General features: G+C 52.7%; 16 protein-coding genes and 1 pseudogene. 3 read left to right on the top strand and 14 right to left on the bottom strand.

Annotated features, from left to right (window positions below; genetic code table 11):
- Positions 1–37 precede the first annotated feature (37 nt).
- The 6 genes and pseudogenes from CJP46_RS17100 to CJP46_RS17075 form a co-directional block, all read right to left on the bottom strand.
- Positions 38–1,162 (bottom strand): glycoside hydrolase family 183 protein, encoded by a 1,125-nt coding sequence (locus tag CJP46_RS17100; RefSeq protein ID WP_094596780.1) that lies wholly within the window; start codon positions 1,160–1,162, stop codon positions 38–40.
- Between the two features lie 27 nt (positions 1,163–1,189).
- Positions 1,190–2,299: a glycoside hydrolase family 172 protein gene (locus tag CJP46_RS17095; RefSeq protein WP_094596779.1), complete on the bottom strand. Its 1,110-nt coding sequence runs from the start codon at positions 2,297–2,299 to the stop codon at positions 1,190–1,192.
- Between the two features lie 106 nt (positions 2,300–2,405).
- Positions 2,406–4,079, bottom strand: a complete 1,674-nt coding sequence (locus tag CJP46_RS17090) for a ribulokinase (protein ID WP_094596778.1) — start codon at positions 4,077–4,079, stop codon at positions 2,406–2,408.
- Positions 4,080–4,090: 11 nt separating this feature from the next.
- Positions 4,091–5,862: pseudogene (locus tag CJP46_RS17085) on the bottom strand (L-fucose isomerase).
- 18 nt (positions 5,863–5,880) lie between these two features.
- Complete coding sequence (locus CJP46_RS17080; RefSeq protein ID WP_094596777.1) at positions 5,881–6,888, bottom strand: LacI family DNA-binding transcriptional regulator; 1,008 nt, start codon at positions 6,886–6,888, stop codon at positions 5,881–5,883.
- A gap of 398 nt (positions 6,889–7,286) precedes the next feature.
- The gene (locus CJP46_RS17075) at positions 7,287–8,198 is read right to left on the bottom strand and encodes an SDR family oxidoreductase (protein ID WP_094596776.1); all 912 of its coding nucleotides are present in this window, start codon (positions 8,196–8,198) and stop codon (positions 7,287–7,289) included.
- A 264-nt stretch (positions 8,199–8,462) separates the two neighbouring features.
- Between CJP46_RS17075 and CJP46_RS17070 the strand changes: the two genes are divergently transcribed.
- On the top strand, positions 8,463–8,993 hold the full coding sequence (locus tag CJP46_RS17070) for a PadR family transcriptional regulator (protein WP_094596775.1): 531 nt from the start codon (positions 8,463–8,465) through the stop codon (positions 8,991–8,993).
- On the top strand, positions 8,990–9,778 hold the full coding sequence (locus tag CJP46_RS17065; protein ID WP_094596774.1) for a CPBP family intramembrane glutamic endopeptidase: 789 nt from the start codon (positions 8,990–8,992) through the stop codon (positions 9,776–9,778). The genes CJP46_RS17070 and CJP46_RS17065 overlap by 4 nt, the downstream gene beginning before the upstream one ends.
- Here the strand turns inward: CJP46_RS17065 and CJP46_RS17060 are convergent.
- Positions 9,775–10,179: a hypothetical protein gene (locus tag CJP46_RS17060; RefSeq protein ID WP_094596773.1), complete on the bottom strand. Its 405-nt coding sequence runs from the start codon at positions 10,177–10,179 to the stop codon at positions 9,775–9,777. The genes CJP46_RS17065 and CJP46_RS17060 overlap by 4 nt on opposite strands.
- 66 nt (positions 10,180–10,245) lie before the next feature.
- On the opposite strand from CJP46_RS17060, the gene CJP46_RS17055 reads away from it, so the two are divergent.
- Positions 10,246–10,743, top strand: coding sequence for a DinB family protein (locus CJP46_RS17055; protein WP_094596772.1), 498 nt, complete (start codon positions 10,246–10,248; stop codon positions 10,741–10,743).
- 193 nt (positions 10,744–10,936) lie between these two features.
- Here the strand turns inward: CJP46_RS17055 and CJP46_RS17050 are convergent, their stop codons facing one another.
- Genes CJP46_RS17050 through CJP46_RS17020 form a run of 7 tightly spaced genes read right to left on the bottom strand, consistent with a single transcriptional unit; the run spans position 10,937 to position 17,491 of the window.
- The gene (locus tag CJP46_RS17050) at positions 10,937–11,425 is read right to left on the bottom strand and encodes a DinB family protein (protein ID WP_094596771.1); all 489 of its coding nucleotides are present in this window, start codon (positions 11,423–11,425) and stop codon (positions 10,937–10,939) included.
- Positions 11,422–12,597, bottom strand: a complete 1,176-nt coding sequence (locus CJP46_RS17045; RefSeq protein WP_094596770.1) for a CaiB/BaiF CoA transferase family protein — start codon at positions 12,595–12,597, stop codon at positions 11,422–11,424. The genes CJP46_RS17050 and CJP46_RS17045 overlap by 4 nt, the downstream gene beginning before the upstream one ends.
- Before the next feature lie 44 nt (positions 12,598–12,641).
- Complete coding sequence (locus tag CJP46_RS17040; RefSeq protein ID WP_094596769.1) at positions 12,642–13,226, bottom strand: cysteine dioxygenase family protein; 585 nt, start codon at positions 13,224–13,226, stop codon at positions 12,642–12,644.
- A 42-nt stretch (positions 13,227–13,268) separates the two neighbouring features.
- The gene (locus CJP46_RS17035; protein ID WP_094596768.1) at positions 13,269–14,006 is read right to left on the bottom strand and encodes a CoA-transferase; all 738 of its coding nucleotides are present in this window, start codon (positions 14,004–14,006) and stop codon (positions 13,269–13,271) included.
- Positions 14,003–14,923 carry a CoA transferase subunit A gene (locus CJP46_RS17030; RefSeq protein ID WP_094596767.1) on the bottom strand — a complete coding sequence of 307 codons (921 nt, stop codon included), beginning with the start codon at positions 14,921–14,923 and terminating at the stop codon, positions 14,003–14,005. Before CJP46_RS17030 ends, CJP46_RS17035 begins: the two co-directional genes overlap by 4 nt.
- Before the next feature lie 50 nt (positions 14,924–14,973).
- Positions 14,974–16,113 carry an LLM class flavin-dependent oxidoreductase gene (locus CJP46_RS17025; RefSeq protein ID WP_094596766.1) on the bottom strand — a complete coding sequence of 380 codons (1,140 nt, stop codon included), beginning with the start codon at positions 16,111–16,113 and terminating at the stop codon, positions 14,974–14,976.
- Between the two features lie 31 nt (positions 16,114–16,144).
- Complete coding sequence (locus CJP46_RS17020) at positions 16,145–17,491, bottom strand: LLM class flavin-dependent oxidoreductase (RefSeq protein WP_256992390.1); 1,347 nt, start codon at positions 17,489–17,491, stop codon at positions 16,145–16,147.
- Between the last annotated feature and the right edge of the window lie 54 nt (positions 17,492–17,545).

The raw sequence follows: 17,545 nt of genomic DNA, 5'->3' as shown, positions 1-17,545 counted from the left end.
GTTTAAACCGAGGTCACAGCTTTGCATGTATCCGTTTTCATTTTTCCAGCGACGCCTTGAACCAGAAAACATTATAAGGATCCCACAAGGATAAGGTAAAGTAGATCGTCTTGCCCCCGTCCGCTGTATAACGGTCATTCATATAAGGGGCGTACAAACCGGGATACTCCTCCGCTTTTACCAGGTCGAGCGCTTCTCCCCAGGGTCCCCAAGGCGTGAGACCCTCGCGGATAACCACACCCGTGCCTTCCTTCAGATACGTCATCAGCCATCGCTCCAGATAAGGATTCCATACCACCGATAGCTCGCCTGTAGTATCGTCCACTACGGTCTTGGCTGCGTTCATGTCAGAACTCCATACGGGGTTACCTTGTTTGTCATTGCCGGCGTAATACTGGTACTCTGCCATGTTCTCGATATGCTCTTCGTTCACTTTCATGAGCTTAACTCCCCCGTAGCGTCCCGAAGGAATACACCAGAAATAGATCTCGGTCCCGCCGTCAGACGACTTCACCTTATACGGGCTTACTTGTATAAAATGGCTGTCTCCAGGCCATTTCAACCCGTCCAGCAGCGTCCAGTTCTCTCCACCGTCAACCGATTTGGCCGCACTGCTGTAATTAGCATCCCATTTGCCCGGATCTCCCCAGTGGTTGACCGACATGTAGTATAGATACAACGCCCCGCCTGCGGCAACGCCGTGGGTCGGAATTTTGGTCATTTCATCAAAATCTATCTTTTTGGAAGGGAGCAGCTCCTTGGCCGTGCCGATGTCATCTGTAATCATGCCATCCAGCGTAATGCCGTCCGCCGGATTGCTGTCGGTTGTGTACCCGATCGTGTTGGACCGCCAGTAGCTGCCCCCTCCTCCGGTCTGGCCCTCAGGCCGTTCACCAAACGTGTCGCCGAACACAAAGTACGTCCGGTCTCCATCATTCATCATCGATCCAAGATCTGTACCGTAGACGGTATAACGGTCGGTGTGGTTTGGCGACTGCGCTCCTGTAATTTGGGAAACCCGTTCGAGCCCGGTGACTCCTTTCAGAAGGAAGCTCTTGCCTTTCGTCTCCAGCATTGGATTAACCTTGCTTCCGCCTCCGCCCATGCAGCCTGACACGAGCAGGATGAAACATGAAGCAAGCAAAGCGGCTTTCCATTTCAAAATGCGCTTCCTCCTCTTCCATGTGGATTACGGATTGGAATGCCCGAAAATGCGGCCCAGACTGTTCTGATCAAAAGGCTTGGTATCCGGCAGCGGCAAACGCTGCTCCACCTTTGGCAGATCGGGGAACGGACGATGAGGCTCCGCCTGATACCAATAGGCCGTAGATGAAACGTCATCGCTGCGATGGTTGTTATGGCCATGTTCGATCGTCACCTTGATGCTTTTGTCGAACATGATGGGGTCCAGAATATGATAGCGGTAGGTTGATATTTTCCCGCTCCAGTTCGGTCCTCCGCCAAGAGTGATGCCATGATAAGGCGTGCAGACCTCCTGCTGCGGGCACCAAGCTGTATTAAAATAATCCTCCATGCCTGTTCCGTGCAAGGTCGGCGGCCAAGGCTCCCCGTCAATGAAGATCATGTCGTCGCCTTCTCCATACCAGTTCCACTCCCGGGTATCCCGCAGATTGTGAACATTGAAGTTGCAGCCGATATAATGCCCTCTGCCGACCGCATCCAGTATGACGTAATTCCCGTCACCGGTCGTGTTCTTGCCCCCGAATTCGAAAAAGGCGTTGTCGACCCCGTCCTCGGCGATCCCGCCGGTCGGGTTCTCCCGGTGCCACTGGGCGTGAAATCTCAGTTCTTCATCCGGCAGCCGGTCGTATTGCTCGTAATCGATGTAGAAGTAAAATTTAATCGGAGAAGCAGCTTCGCTTTCGATGGTGATTCTCGCACCGTCCGCATACGGCATACGGAAGAAGCAGTTCAAGGCTTTACCGTCCTCCGGGCTCATCATCAATGCCGCCGAGGTATAATTTTTGGTAATCCCGTGTCCCATGCCGAAGAAATCCCCGATCGGCGCTTCCACGCTCGGCTCAATCTCATCGTCCCAATACATGCGAAGGACGATTTTGCGGGGAAGATAATCCTCCTCCACCGGGACATCGCTCGCCATCGTCATCCAGATATGCGTGATGGCCCCGGCTCCCTGCAGCTTGCAAATTTCGGTGTGGTCTCCGGGAAGGATCGAGAAGTAGTCCTTATTGCCCCCTGTGCGGTCGTAGCTGGACTCCCGCATTCGTTTTCCGGACCTGGTCAGACTTAGTGAAGATAATTGGTTGTGAAGCTCCATCGGTAAGCACTCCTTATCAAGTCATTTTGCTCGGGATTGTACGAAATGTTCTTCAATCCAATGTGTGGAATCGATTGCAGTTTAATGAAAAATATTAGCGAAAACTTCAGCGGGAGTGGTTTGTTTTCATGGCCTTCAATCGTTTCATTACATCGCTGCCGCCCCTTCCGAAGTAATCATGCAGTTCTTTATAATCACTGTACAGCCTGTCGTAGATACGAACATTCGCCTCAATCGGCTTGAACGTTTCCTCACGAACACGCGCTATTTTTTCCGCTGCTTCCACAATGCTGCCGAAGCCGCCCTTCTCCGTGCCCGCCGCCACAGCTCCGAACATGGCCGCCCCGAAGGCCGCGGTCTGGGTCGTGTCGGCAATCTTGATCTCCTTTCCGGTCACGTCGGCGTAGATCTGCATCAGCAGCCGGTTGCGCTGCGGCAGTCCTCCGCAAGCGTACAGTTCGTTGACTTCAACGCCACCCTGGGTAAAAGCATCGATGATCGCCCGGGTTCCATAGGCAGTCGCTTCGAGCAGCGCTCTGTAAATTTCCTCCGGCCTCGTCTGAAGCGTCAACCCAATGATCACTCCGCTAAGGTCGGCATCCATTAATACGGACCGGCTGCCGTTCCACCAATCGAGGGCCAGTAGTCCGCTTGCGCCCGGACTCAGCTTGGCGGCCTCGCGCTCCAGCCATTCATGGATGCCCATGTCCGCTTCAGAAGCCTGGCGCTTCACATCACTCGGTGCCGCTTCATTCACATACCAGGCGAAGATGTCTCCTACAGCGGATTGCCCGGCTTCATAACCATAATAACCAGGGATGATTCCGTCCTCCACAACGCCGGCAATGCCTTCGGCATGAACTTCATTGTCGCTTAGAATCAGGTGACAGGTTGACGTGCCCATGGTCAGAACCAGCTTCCCTGGCGTGACGACGCTGACGGCAGGCACCATCGCGTGGGCGTCGATATTGCCGACGGCGACTGCCGTACCGGGAAGAAGCCCTGTCAAGGAGGCCATTTCATCAGTCAGCCCTCCGGCTCTTGTGCCCAGCGGCTTGATCGGGCCTCTCAGCTTGGTGTCCGCGAGCTGCTCCAGGCCCGGATCAAGCGATCTCAGAAAATCCCGCGACGGGAAGCCGTCTCGCTTATGCCATACGGCCTTGTAGCCCGCGGTGCAGCTGTTCCGCACCAGCTCCCCCGTCATCTGCATGACGACCCAATCCGCAGCCTCCATCAATAAATCCGTATGTTCATATACATCCGGCGCTTCATTCAGAATCTGCCATGCCTTGGCCAGCATCCACTCCGAGGAGAGCTTGCCGCCATAACGCGGAAGGAACTTCTCCTTCCTCTGCGCAGCCGCTTCGTTGATCCGGTTGGCCTCATCCTGTGCGGCATGATGCTTCCAGAGCTTCACCCAGCTGTGGGGATTATCCTTCCATTCTGCAAGCAAGCATAAAGGCGTCCCCTCGCTATCGAGCGGCATCATCGTACAGGCTGTAAAATCGATGCCGAGGCCGATCACCTGCTCGGGCTGCACCCCCGATTGCGAGAGTACCTCCGGAATCGATTGCCGCAATACGTCTATGTAGTCTCCCGGATGCTGCAGCGCCCAATCATGCCCGAGCTTCTCTCTTGTTTCCGGCAATTCTTCGTTAATGACACCGTGTGGATAAGACGTAACATGGGTGGCCACCTCTTTGCCCGTAGACAGATCTACAAGCAGGATTCTTCCAGATTCGGTGCCGTAATCGATACCAATCGCATATCGCCGCTTCATTTGACCGCCTCCTATTTATATAACGGACCGTATGCGGTACAAGCCCGGTAATCTGCTCCAACCGGTTCCAGTCCTCCGAATGCCGTCCAGGCGGTCGGCCTGAATACCCGTTCATCCGATACATTATGCATGCATACCGGAATCCGCAGCATCGAAGCCAGTGTAATCAAATCGCCGCCGACATGCCCATAGCTCATGGCAGCATGATTGGAGCCCCAGTTGCTCATGACCGAATATACATCCCTAAACAGCCCTTCGCCCGTCAGATTCGGCACAAACCATGTAGTCGGCCATGTCGGATCGCTCCGCTGATCCAGCACATCATGGACCTCATCAGGCAGTTCAACCGTGTATCCTTCCGCCAAATGCAGCACGGGTCCGACTCCCTCCACCTGGTTGATTCTGGCGATCGTCACCGGCATTCCTTCCCGTGTCGTGAAATCCGTGGAGTAACCGCCACCGCGGAAAAAATCAATGGCCGGGCACCACTTGACGGCATCAAGACAAGCCTGCGCTTCCTCCTGGGAAATCTCCCAAAACGGCTTCATTGCAGGTGACCCGTCTTTGGTCTGTCTTCCCGTGCCATCCAGCGCGGCAGGGCCGGAATTGATTAAGTGGATCACACCATTCGCTGCTCTGCCTTCAAGCTCCCGCCCCGTTACCCGCTTAGCTGCCTCAGGACTCCAGTACGTACGGACATCGGCAAACACTTGTGCGGCATTCGTCAGCAGGTGGCCAAGCAGCATCGTAACGCCGTTCAGGTTGTCATTTTCGGTAGCTAGGATATAAGGCTCACGAATTCCGTTCCAATCAAAGGATGAATTCAGAATGGCCTCCATGAAATCTCCTGTCGGGAAATAATCGGTCCACGCCCGCTGGCCTTGGAAACCTGCAGCAATGGCATGGTGCCCCAGCGCTTCCTCGCCGTAACCCATCTCTGCGAGCTTGGGATTTCCGACCATTAGGTCGCGTGCGATCAGCGCCATTTTCGCTACCGTCTCCCAATCTTGTTTCTTCTGTTCATCCGTGCGCTTCAGATGCTCCGGGTTCCTATCAACTCCCGGCAAATGCCCAGTTCCATCCGGCGGACGAATTCCGTCATGTCCACATATTCATTTCGCATGCCCAGATACTTCTGGAAGAAGGTTTCGTCCACAATGCAGCCTGCGATGCCCATCGACACCGTGCCCATGGATAAATACGATTTGCCCTTCATTGCAGCAACGGCAAGGCCGGATCTTGCAAACTGAAGCAGCTTCTCCTGCACATCCGGGGTAATCTCCGTATCGCCGATATCCTGGACGTCCCGGCTGTAGATGGAGAATGCGGGAAGACCTTTCTGATTATGCGCACCGAGAGCAGCGGCAAGATATACCGCCCCCGGACGTTCCGTTCCATTAAATCCCCAGATGGCTTTCGGCCGGGTAGGGTGTGTATCCAGCGTCTCCAACGGATAACACCAGGAAGGCGTGACGGAAATCGTCAATCCAACATTCTCCCTGGCAAACTTCTCTTCGGTACGGGCGGCTTCAGCGACCCCGCCAATACAGGTATCCGCGATCACGCATTCCACGGGTAGTCCGTTGCTATGTCTTAATTGATTCGACAAAAAGGCTGCTGTCCGGCGTGCCATATCCATCGTTACTTCCTCTAATGATTCGCGGATTCCGCCCCTGCGCCCATCCACGATCGGACGAATTCCAATCCTGGGCATATCACTCTGCAATCGATTGCAGATTTGTGCGTCATTGCTCTTCACTTTTGCAGCCTCTCCTTTTTTCATTATCGCTCGATCACATTTTCAAGAAAGCTGGTTGACCTCATTACTGAAGATTTCATAAGCCGGTATAGGCTCCGCTTCCTCATTACGAATCCGGCGAAGCAGAATTTCTCCCGCCTTTACTCCCATATCGTAGGGATGCTGGTCGATATAATAAAGACCCGATTCCTTTAATAGAGGGCCAGCCTCCACTTCCCCAAAGGATGCCACCGCCATATCCCCCGGGATTCTCAGCCCGCTGCGGACGATTTCCAGCAGCACACCCAGACTCATCTGGTTGTTCAGGGAAATGATCGCTGTCGGCGGCTTTTCGGCACATATGAACTTCCTTACGGCACGGACTCCGTCTTCGGTCGAAAAATCACCGTTGTACACGATGGGTTCTGATTTCAATCCGTACTCTTTCATCGCCTTCAAGACGCCCATGTACCGTTCCCGCCCGGTGCTGGATCTTGTCGGCCCATTAACGACCCCGATTCTCACATGACCGTCCTGCAGCAGCCGGGTCGTCAGACGTAGAGCACCTTCCGTGTTATCTTCCGCTACCAGGTCCAGATTCCGTCCCGCTTCATCCGAATCCAGCTTCCGGTCCACGAGGACAATCGGCAGTCTGGATTCAGCCAGCTGCTTAATCATCAGATCATTCCCGCCGGAAGTGGCGAGCACGATCGCATCCACCCGCTTCTCCTGCAGAAGCTTCAGCAGACGTTTCTCCTTCTCCGGATTCTCATCAGAACTGCAGAACATCAGCTGGAATCCTTCGGGTCCCACAACATCCTCGACACCTCTGGATATTCCCATGAAATAAGGATTAGAAATATCGGGAATAATGACGCCGATTATGAATGTCTTATCCTGCTTCAGGCTTCTAGCAATCGCGCTTGGTCGATAATTGAGCCGATTGACTGCAGCCATAACCCGTTCCCTGATTTCTTCGCTGACGTAATCGCTTTCATTTAGGACCCGGGAAACGGTCGCCGTTGATACTTCAGCTGCTGCTGCCACTTGTTTAATCGTTGCTTTAGACAAACATCTTTCACCTCGAAACCTGAGCTTTATGACTATGTAATCGATTACGTAAACGATTACAGGTACAGATTACAAGATGACAAGCCTTCCTGTCAACCCGTTTTTTTGGACTTTTTCGGATTTTAAATTAACATAAATTAGGGAATCTTGGGCATCGCAAAATTTGCTTATGATGATATGTCTAGGCTACTCTTGTTTCTCGAACTAAGATCTCTAATGTACGTTTAGTTATGACACCGAAAGGTGTCTAGTGAATGCATTTTTAACTCCAAACGCAAATATTGCTGCAGAGCCAAGATTTGCTTTCGGGTTACTGAAATGAACTGATACCGTTAAACGCACAAAGAGCCGCAGTTATGCGGCTCTTTAAGCTTGTTTCTTCTTGTCACTTGTAGAAACTAGCGATATCCAGAGGCATCTGCGGGTTTGCCTGCCTCCTGGACTTCAACAAGATACCGCCAGCAGTCTGGCTGCGATCCGTCAAGATCCGTGAAACCGTAGACCTTTGCGAGCTCACCGCTTGATACGGAGTGACCGTTCCAACGGGCAACTTCCGGATCTCCAGCTAATGCTGCAACCGCACGGCCTACATAATGCGGAGATTCCGATATGATGAAATGGGGTTCCTTTTCGGTGGCATCACGCCAGTTTTCTTCCTTCACACCGAAATGATCAAGCATAATTTCAGAGCGCATCCAACCCGGCGTCATGGCCACCGCAGTACACTGATAAGGTGCGAGTTCATGCGCCAGAGACCGAGCCATACGAATGACTGAGTTCTTGACCAAATCATAGAACAAGGATAAACGGTAATTTTTATCATTGTACTCTGCCGTACCGTCCGTCATCTCTATGACGAGTCCATTTTTATTTTTGATCAGCAATTGCAGTGCAAAGTGGCTCGTTATGATATGCGAGTCGATTCCAAGGCGCAGCATACGAAATCCTCGTTCAAGGGAGTGATCCCATACCGGCACATTCCAGTCTGCCAAATTTTCAGCGCCCCATACATCATTGACCAGAATATCCAATCTCCCCTGTTCTTTCTCAATACGTGAAATAAGAGCCTGAACCTGTTCGGGTTGGAGATGATCGACTTGAACCGCAATTCCTTGCCCTCCCGCAGCACTTACCCGTTCTGCTGTTTCCTCAATCGTTTCAGGACGGTTATATTCGGATCGTTGCTGCCGTGTCGTTCTTCCTGTGACATATACGGTGGCCCCTGCTGCTCCTAATTCGACAGCTATTCCTCTTCCCGCACCGCGTGTTGCTCCTGCTACCAAAGCCACTTTCCCATGTAAAGGTTTCATGTATTGATATCTCCTTTCGTTGATCTACTATCCATGATAAGTTCTAAATACGTCAAAATTCGTCGTATTTAGTGCACTAGAGCCATCCTATAGATGGATTTTGTTTGCTTCTGCGCACTGCTTACCTTACAATGCTTCCCTATTTGCTTTCCCCTTTCCCATTTTCCAAAAATTTCTTAAATATGTATTGACTTCTCATCACTGAACTCGTATATTATGTATCAAATAGATATATCAAATCGATATATAAATGAGGTGAGCGCGTTGCTTGAATACATCATCTTAGGGCTGCTGATGGAAGGAGACATGAGCGGCTATGACATGAAGAAAACGATCGATCATTCCGTCGGCATTTTTTATAAAGCCAGTTACGGGAGCCTTTATCCCGCTCTCAAGCGTCTGACGGAGAAACAGTGGGTGTCCATGACCGAAGAACCCGGAAACAGTAAGAAGAAGAAAATATATTCCCTGATGCCGGAGGGCAAGGAGAATTTTATGGTTTGGCTGGCTGGACCACTCGAGATGAGCCGCAATGAATTTCTGTTAAAAATCTTTTTCTTTGATTATCTGGATGAAGACACCCGGACTGCCCTTCTGGAGGAGTATGAATTTAAATTGAATCGGGAGATCGGCCGTCTTCAGGCTGTTGAGCAGATTGTAGCCGGCGAACTGGCTGAAATTCCGAATCCTCAAAACTACTATTACCGCGTGTCTGCCCTCTCGTACGGAATGCTTTTTTTTAACATGGAGAAACAATTCGTAGACAACATTAAAAAGGGAGCTGAACTGCCATGATAACATCAACCAATTCAAGCCTTGAACGAATCTCGTTTTCGCAAAAACGTCCTGTCCTCAGTGTGATTCTTATCGAGCTACTGCTTCTGATCGCAGTCTTCATAGCAGGGGCATATGCCACCCTCAATGAGTTAAGCTACACGACACCCGTTCTGCTCTCATTCATCCCGATCTCGATCGTGCTCATCATTTATATCACCATGAAGAGAAAGTGGAGCCACTATGGCTTCCGCTCTCTACTCACTATTCCAAAGCGCAGCTGGATCTACTACATTCCCCAACTTGCCGTGCTTATCGTGGTCGCCTTCAACGGCTTCAAGGGTTTCACGCTTCAGGATCTGCTGTTCTTCATCTTCTTTACGCTGCTGGTTGCTTTTGTCGAAGAGACGATATATCGCGGACTAATCCTGCAAATTCTCCTCAGAAGCAAGGGCATTATGGCAGCCGTCATCACTTCCAGCATCCTGTTCTCGGTCACCCATGTGCTGAACATGCTCTCCGGACAGAGCACCGCCGATACGATCATGCAGCTTGCATATGCCCTCCTAACAGGCGCCGCTCTGGCTCTACTGATGGTCAAGAACGGAAACATCATCCCATTAATCCTGTTTCATTTCATACATAACCTGATGCAGTTTCTGGGGAATGAAGGCCGCGGCACTTCCACATGGGATTACGTCATCATCTTGATTTTGCTGGCACAGTGCATCTGGTTGATCCCAGATTTGAAGAAAAAACCTTCTTTACTGCAGCACGCCCCCGATCAACCTGGGCATCCCTATTAATCCCGAGAGTATACATCCTCTCTTCTAGTCAACAACCAGCCTACCGCAATACTCATCATTGGCATGGAGAGATACCTTAAGCCGATTTGACCCAAATAATCAAGGAACGATATCTTCATCCATGGCAGCAGCACAAGCGCATCCAAGCCTATGTTCATCAAAAACCATAATGCCCCGAGCAAGACGCCTTGCCGAATATAATCTGATCGTACTCTGTCTAAATACAAAGCCAATAAGGGTGTTCCCACCACCGCTCTGGCAATGATTAATAAGGTCTTGAATAACGTATAATCAATGCTGAGGTGCCCTTCTTTATTGTAAAAAAGGAAAGAGAAAGCAAGCGGTATCAACCATGTTAAAAATCCAAAGAAAACCAGTTTCCATAATTGCTTTTTGTTCATTGAAATAGCCTTTCCACTCGACCGGGTTTATTGTATGCTTGCCTTATAAGGGAGGGGTGTGAATTTATGACGAAACAACTCATCGTCGGAGATGCCTTGCAGGAACTGACCACAACGCGGCGCGTCCTGGAGCGATTGCCTGACGAGCATATGACGTGGAAGCCGCACGTGAAATCGATGGCCCTCGGCGGACTGGCCACGCATCTGATCAACCTGCTGAACTGGCAAGTTGCGATTTTTCTTTACCCGGAACTCGATCTTTCGACCGTGCCGATTCGGCGGGAACCGTTGGCGAGTCGCGAAGACATCCTGAAAGAATTCGACGCCAACATCGTTAAGCTGGAAAAGCTGTTAGCCGAATGCGATGAGAAAATGCTTGGCGAAGAATGGACCTTGCGAAACGGTGACCATATCATCCTGCGCCAACCGCGGGCCATCGCGCTTCGCACTTTCGGACTAAGCCACATGGTCCACCACCGGGCGCAGCTCGGCGTTTATTTGCGGCTTCTCGACGTTCCGGTGCCGGGCCTTTACGGTCCCTCGGCCGACGAGGCAAACAAATGAATTAAGACACGCAGAAAAGCCGCAGAGCATCGGCATAACCGCCGGTACTCTGCGACTTTTTCAAACGAACGTTTTTTTACCTGGTATAGCACAAATGACCCGGCGGTCCGCTCTAAAGTCAGTTTTTTGCATATCGGTTCTGTTATCGCATCGTTATCAATCGACGTAAGCTTCTTGAAACTCTTCACGCTGCTTATGGGGCTGCTGTAAGAGGGATCTGTGCCCGTATCCGCTCAATTTGAGCGATGTGGGTGCGCACATGCCGAATAAATCCTTCAAAGAGCTCCGACACCGAAATGGTTTGGCCTTGATTCGGGCCGGTCTTGCTCCAATCCGCTTCGGATATCCTACCGTAAAATAAAGCGTTATAAGTAAGCAGCCCATCGAATGCGGTCAGGATGTCGGACAAGGAACCTTGGTTCGCCCTGGAGGAGGATACCCACGCATCCTGATTATATAACAGAAGCGGTTGCTCGCTCTCCGCGATGATTTTACGAATGCGCACAGAATGAACAAGACTGGAATCTACCAAATGCGCGACAACCTCTTTCACGCTCCATTGGTCCGGGGACGGCTTCCACTCCAATTGATTCGTCGTTAATCCTGCGACGCTCCGCTGAATAAGTTCTGTTGTTGCCAGGTAGTCTTGAATCGATAACTTCGTATTGATATCGTTACTCATCCCTTACTCCCCCATTCCCGGAAAAGTTCGTCAGTATGCTCTCCTTTGAGCGGAGGCTTCCGGTAAATTTGAAATTCATATCCGGTCAGCTTAACAGGAAAGCCGACGGTTTTAGTGCTCGTATCGTTGGGCAGCGCTAGCTCGTGAATGAGCCCGGATTCGGCAATGACCCGATCCTGCAGTATATCTTCGTAGGTGTTGATCGGAGCGCACGGCACGCCCCTAAGATCAAACTCCTTCAGCCAATAGGCAGCGGTTTGCAAGCTGAACGACGCTTGAAGCAATCCGGCGAGTTCTTTCTGGTTGCGGGCCCGCAAAGTTTGGTTGGCGAACCTTGGGTCGTCCGCAAGCTCCGGCCGATCCACCGCGGCGCATACTTCCCTCCACAACTTATCGTTGCCGGCGGCAATAACGAAAGGTTTGTCGCTTCCTTGATAGCCCTGGTATGGAGCATTGCGCGGATGCGCGCTTCCGAGCCTTTTCGGAGCCGTCAGGTTGCCGTAATATTCGCTGGTTTGCAGAGCGGATATGCCCAGCACACTACCCAGCATGGAGCAGTCGACGTAGGCCCCTTGCCCCGTCCGCTCCACCTGGAGAATGGCAGCGGCTACGGTGAAAGCTCCGTACAGCCCTGCGGCAAAGTCTGCGACAGGAACTCCGCATTTGACTGGTTCACCGTGCTCCTCGCCCGTCACGCTCATTAAGCCGCTGATGGCCTGAATGGTTACATCGAACGCCCCTTTCTGCGAGTAAGCTCCGGTCTGCCCGTAGCCCGAAATCGAGCAATATACCAGCTTCGGATTGGCTGCCGAGAGTGCCTCGTAGCTTAGGCCGAACTTAGCCAGCACGCCGGGTCTGTAGTTTTCGACGATGACGTCCGCTTTGGCGCACAGCTCATGCAGCCTTGCTAACTGCTCGGGTGATTTAAAATCAACCGCAATGCTCCTTTTATTCCGGTTGAGCGAGCTGAAATTGGAGCTGAACGGCTCCCCCGCTTCGTTAGAGAAGAACGGCGGCCATTCCCGCATCCCGTCTCCAACATCCGGCCTCTCCACTTTGACTACATCGGCACCGAGATCGGCGAACAGCATTCCTGCAAAAGGACCTGCGGCGATCTGCCCAAACTCCAGTATCTTCAAACCGGCCAGAGGCCCTTGTTGGCTTTTCGGCATTTAGCTTTTTGCCCCCTCTTTTCGTTTGCTGAATCTTGTTATCGTTAAGTGTAGATGGGTGAGGCATTATCGTGGCGCGTCACCACATCCCGGTAACTTCCTGTTGCTACGTCATGGATATGGCGCTCCTGCTTGCCGATATCCGTACCGTAAATATGGACCGTAATCGCAAGTTCATCAAAAGGGTTCGCCACTCCGTGGATATCGTAATCCGGTGGGTACACGAAAGAGATGTCCCCCGCATGCGCCGTTACTTCGGCCACCTCGCGGAGCGAATACCTCGGCTGCGAAGTCTCGCCGTGATCTTCCCTGCGATAACGCTTCTCGACGATCGAACCCCGGTAAAGGCCGACCAATCCCCATACAAGATGATCGTGAACTGGCGCAACCTGCCCCGGTCCCCAGATAAAAGCAATCACGCTGAAGGCTTCATCTTCAGGCTTATAGAGCAAATATTGAGCATATTTGTCAGCTAGCGGAGCTCGGTAAGTTTCGGGGATTAAATGCTCATTGGACAGCAGCCTCTGAAGCAGTGGCCTAACTCCCTCTATAATCCCGCGATGCTCTGTATGCTGCTCCAGCACGCGGTGAATATCCCGGTCCAGTTGGTCAAACGTGTAGTCGCTCATCGGTCTCCTCGCTTTCTTTTCCTATAATGGATCCAATCCGAATCAGGCATAATGATTCCATTGCTTCGCAAACTCCGGGTAAATCGGCTGCAGCTCTTTGGCCACGACGCGTCTCAGCGTCCTCAGCTCAAGCGAGGTCGGCGATTCGAGTTCGGGATAATCGTCCCGTTCGATCCCTAGATCAAATCCGGTTCGCGCTTGAATTTCGGAGGCGGTAATCCCTGGAGCAACGGCCGTCAACCGAAGCACGCGATCTTCTTCTCGAGGCACCAATATTCCTAGCGGCGTGAATACGCCTTCCAGCCGTCCTCTCCGGAACACATCAGGACCGGAGTTCGCGACCGACGTCACGAAATCCAGCATCTCCGGAAATCCTTTGCGTGTATGGTCGGTTTTAAACAATAAAATGCGTTTGCACATGAAATAGACAACGGCGGAGCCCGCGCCGCCAGGCAGCCTCACTTTCGGCGCCTCATAGTCCCCGATCACATGCAGATTGATGTTGCCGCTGCGATCGATTTGCGCGCCGCTTAAGAAAAACACATCGACGGCACCCTGCTGCATCCAGTCGAAAAATTCCTTCGTTCCTTCGAACGGCCAATCCGGCTGCCCCAAAATATATACCTCCGCATGCCTGGCGTGGAGAGCCCGCGCCAGCAAGGAGGCGGCCGCAGGGATAGGCGAGTTGTTGCCAACCGCAATCACTTCATGATCGCGCAGCTGGCGGGCCAGCAGGCAGATTAACCATTCTTCTTCCGAGTAGGAACCGTCCAAGCTCATGATCGTGCACACCTGCTTTCCTTGATTCCAATCCTCTCTGCCGCTTCATTCCCCGTACGATGAGCGGAAGCCCGGAGCTGACACGTAGGTTCGCTTGACCGGGTACCGCAAGCATCGTCGGAGCCGATGATTCGATCGATATATTCCCGAAACGCCGGCTCCGAACGAGAGGCTTCGACATAGGCTCGAATGTGATCGCCGTCGATTCCATAGTGACCTGGACAGCCGGTAGGATAAGCCCCTTGAGGTGCATGAACGACGGCTGTAATATAAACGGAAGGAATGATCGTTCCGGGATGCCGGCTTAGCTCCTCGGGCGTAACGATCTCCTCTACCGAGACGATCACGTGGCGCGACGCCTGGGCTAACAGGCGGTTATTGTGTCCTGGATAGGCGGCTACATTGCCATGCGTATCCGCCTGGAATGCATGGAAAATGGCGACATCCGGTCGAATCGCGGGGACAACGGCGATCGACTCCTCCAATTGAAACGGGTTCGTTATTACCTTGAAATCGCTCCGAATGTCCATATATCCCGTACCTATCAGCCCGCGGACGGGAATGAACGGAATCCCCGCCGCGCCGGCTTGCAGTGCGGCCGCTAACGAAGGGCAAGCATGCTCCCGTACCGAGATGTTCCCCTGCTCGAGCCGTCTGCGAAAGTTGAGGGCAAAGCCGTATTCTCCCAGTGTGATCTGTGAGAATTCGATCGATTGGGCAACGTCCGATCCGATGAGCAGATCCGCGTTTATGGCGGCAGCTCCTGCGCATACGATCGACAGGTCTCGCTTTTGCGAACGGATTAACTCGCGAATGAGCGCCATCGGTGACATGTCCATATGTCCGCTTATTGCGAGGGTAACCCCATCATGAATCCATTTCATCGCTTCCTGCAGCGAAACAAACGCAACTCCCACAGGTTTCACATCCTTCGTATGAAATGCGTCGGATGGCGGATCCGCCGGCTTTATGCCGATTGGGAATCGGAGTCCCGCTGACGCGCCTTTTCTTTTTCGCGTACTCTCGGAATGACGTCACGCCCGATGGCCGTGATGGTTTCGAGGAAAGGCAGACCGCGAAGCAGCACTTTAGTGAAGCCGAGATCCGCGTAATCCAGAATCCGGTCGGCTACTTGATCGGGAGTCCCCACCAAGGCGATGGAATTACCGCCCATTACTTGCGTCAGACCGGCCCATACGTTCGGCCCGATCCGGAAATCGTTCGCGCGGGAATCATTCATCAGCTTCTGCAGCCGCCGGTCTCCAATCGACTCGTCCTTGATCGTCACTTCGGTTTCTTTTCTGGCGATGACAGCCGGATCGACGTGACGAATGATCTCATCAGCCCTCCGCCAAGCTTCCTCTTCGGTATCGCCCAGAATCACCTGGAACGAAATGCTATAATCCAGCACACGGTTCTCAAGAGCCGCCAGCGCTTTTACCTCTTCGATCCGCTCGCGCGTCAGATCAAGTGATTCCGCCCACAGCATATAGACATCCGCTTCCTTGACGGCAGCCCGCTTGCCCGCCTCCGAAGCGCCGCCGAAGTAAATGAGCGGTCTGGGCTTTTGCACCGATTTGTAAAATAACGAAGCATCGCGAAGCTTGTAATAATCGCCTTCATGATCGAAATGATCCTCGGTAAACAAGCGTTTGAGCACATGGATAAATTCGGCTGTTCGGTCATACCTCGCGTCATGCGGCACGAAGTCGCCGTCAGCCGCCAGTTCGGCCGGCGATTTACCTGTTACGACATTGATCAGCGCCCGCCCACCGGATAAATAATCCAACGTCCCGATCTGCCTGGCGAATATGGCGGGTGCCGTAAATCCCGGTCTGGCCGCAAACAGAAACTTGATCTTCTCCGTGTGGCTAACCAGCGCCGAAGCCGTCACGAGCGAATCAAGGCAGACATTGCCGGTCGGGAGCAGGGTCGCATCGAAGCCCCCTTTCTCGGCGGCTTGCACAATCGAGATCAGATTGGCTAGAGATGGCTCACGGTCCGAAATATTTCTCCATGGATCTACTCGGCTTGGATCCGCAGACAACTTGCCGATTAGAGTACGATCCCCGCTTGTCGGCAGCATGGTAATAAAATCAATCGCCATCTTTCATTCCTCCTAGGTCCATATTTATCTGCTAGCGCATTGCAGTTTGAGCAAACCGGTTGACGGGCTGCTTCAAACCGAAATGATCGCGAAGCGTCACACCGCTATAATCCCCGCGGAACAAACCGCGGTTTTGCAGTTCGGGAACGACCCGTTCGAGTATATCGTCCAGGCCGTCTGTCATATAAGGCGCCATCAGATTAAATCCGTCGCATGCGCCGCCACGGAACCACTGCTCCAACCGGTCGGCGATCGTTTCCGGAGTCCCCGTCACGATATGATGCGACCGGCTCGCGATATACCATCGAGCCACTTGCTCCAGCGTTAAGCCTTCTTCCCGAGCTTTGCGGAAAACGAATTGGAATCGTCCCCGGCTCCCCCGAATGGCATGTTCAATGTCGGGAAAAGGCTCATCCAACGGATGCTTGGATAAATCGTAATTCATACTACCCGACATAAACGCGAGTCCCGTATTCGTATGGATGAGCGACTCCAGATAGCGCTCCTTTTCTTGTGCTTCCCTCTCCGTATGGCCTACAATAAGCATCGTCCCGGGCAAAATTTTGACGTCGTCGCGAGAGCGCCCCAGCGCTTGCAGCCTTCCTTTAAAATCATCATAAAAGCTGCTTGCGGACTCGAAATTCGGCTGGGCCGTAAATATCACCTCCGCATACTTGGCGGCCAAATCCCGGAACGGGCCGGACGAACCGGCCTGAATCAGCACGGGATGGCCTTGGGGAGGCCGCTGTACGTTCAAGGGGCCCCGGACGTTGAACCATTCTCCTTGATGATGCACATAATGAACCTTATCCTTGTCGGCAAAAATGCCTTTCTCCTTGTCGCTGAGCAGCGCATCGTCTTCCCAACTGTCCCAGAGCGATCGGACGACCTCGAGAAACTCCGAAGCCCGATCATAACGGGCATGATGATCGAGGTGCTCCAACTTGCTGAAGTTGCGCGCTTCAGCATCGCTGGTTGAAGTGACGACATTCCACGCCGCGCGGCCTTTGCTCAAATGATCCAGCGTCGCAAACTTGCGCGCGATGTGAAAGGGCTCATTGTATGTCGTGGAGGCGGTGGCCGCTAGCCCGATCTTGTCCGTCACCGCGCTTAGTGCCGCTAATAGCGTCAGGGGCTCTGCGGATAAGGACGGACGGTGTGTGACCGTCATCTCGAAGCTGCTTCCGTAATTATCGTCAATGGCCAGTTTATCGGCGATGAACAGCATATCCAGCTTGGCACGCTCCGCCTTTTGTGCGATCGATTGATAATAATCGGGATCCAGCGGATCGCTGACAGCCGCATCCGGATGGCGCCAGCCGCCCGCATGGTGGCCGGCCGCAGTGACGAAGAGCCCCAAATGCATCATTTTACTCATGTTGATCCTCCTCTTCCTTAATCTGACGGATCTGCCGCCGAATTCCCGCAAGCG

Source organism: Paenibacillus sp. XY044 (assembly GCF_002257645.1).
In the GTDB taxonomy this organism is placed as follows: Bacteria; Bacillota; Bacilli; order Paenibacillales; family Paenibacillaceae; genus Paenibacillus_AQ.
The sequence above is the reverse complement of the archived record's forward strand: the minus strand, read 5'-3'. Positions and strand labels throughout refer to the sequence as shown.

Excerpts from the sequence above, each read along its gene's own strand:
- CJP46_RS17095 (WP_094596779.1), bottom strand. The coding sequence starts at position 2,299 with ATGGAGCTTCACAACCAATTATCTTCACTAAGTCTGACCAGGTCCGGA.
- CJP46_RS17090 (WP_094596778.1), bottom strand. The coding sequence starts at position 4,079 with ATGAAGCGGCGATATGCGATTGGTATCGATTACGGCACCGAATCTGGA.
- CJP46_RS17075 (WP_094596776.1), bottom strand. The coding sequence starts at position 8,198 with ATGAAACCTTTACATGGGAAAGTGGCTTTGGTAGCAGGAGCAACACGC.
- CJP46_RS17065 (WP_094596774.1), top strand. The coding sequence starts at position 8,990 with ATGATAACATCAACCAATTCAAGCCTTGAACGAATCTCGTTTTCGCAA.
- CJP46_RS17060 (WP_094596773.1), bottom strand. The coding sequence starts at position 10,179 with ATGAACAAAAAGCAATTATGGAAACTGGTTTTCTTTGGATTTTTAACA.
- CJP46_RS17055 (WP_094596772.1), top strand. The coding sequence starts at position 10,246 with ATGACGAAACAACTCATCGTCGGAGATGCCTTGCAGGAACTGACCACA.
- CJP46_RS17050 (WP_094596771.1), bottom strand. The coding sequence starts at position 11,425 with ATGAGTAACGATATCAATACGAAGTTATCGATTCAAGACTACCTGGCA.
- CJP46_RS17045 (WP_094596770.1), bottom strand. The coding sequence starts at position 12,597 with ATGCCGAAAAGCCAACAAGGGCCTCTGGCCGGTTTGAAGATACTGGAG.
- CJP46_RS17040 (WP_094596769.1), bottom strand. The coding sequence starts at position 13,226 with ATGAGCGACTACACGTTTGACCAACTGGACCGGGATATTCACCGCGTG.
- CJP46_RS17035 (WP_094596768.1), bottom strand. The coding sequence starts at position 14,006 with ATGAGCTTGGACGGTTCCTACTCGGAAGAAGAATGGTTAATCTGCCTG.
- CJP46_RS17025 (WP_094596766.1), bottom strand. The coding sequence starts at position 16,113 with ATGGCGATTGATTTTATTACCATGCTGCCGACAAGCGGGGATCGTACT.
- CJP46_RS17020 (WP_256992390.1), bottom strand. The coding sequence starts at position 17,491 with ATGAGTAAAATGATGCATTTGGGGCTCTTCGTCACTGCGGCCGGCCAC.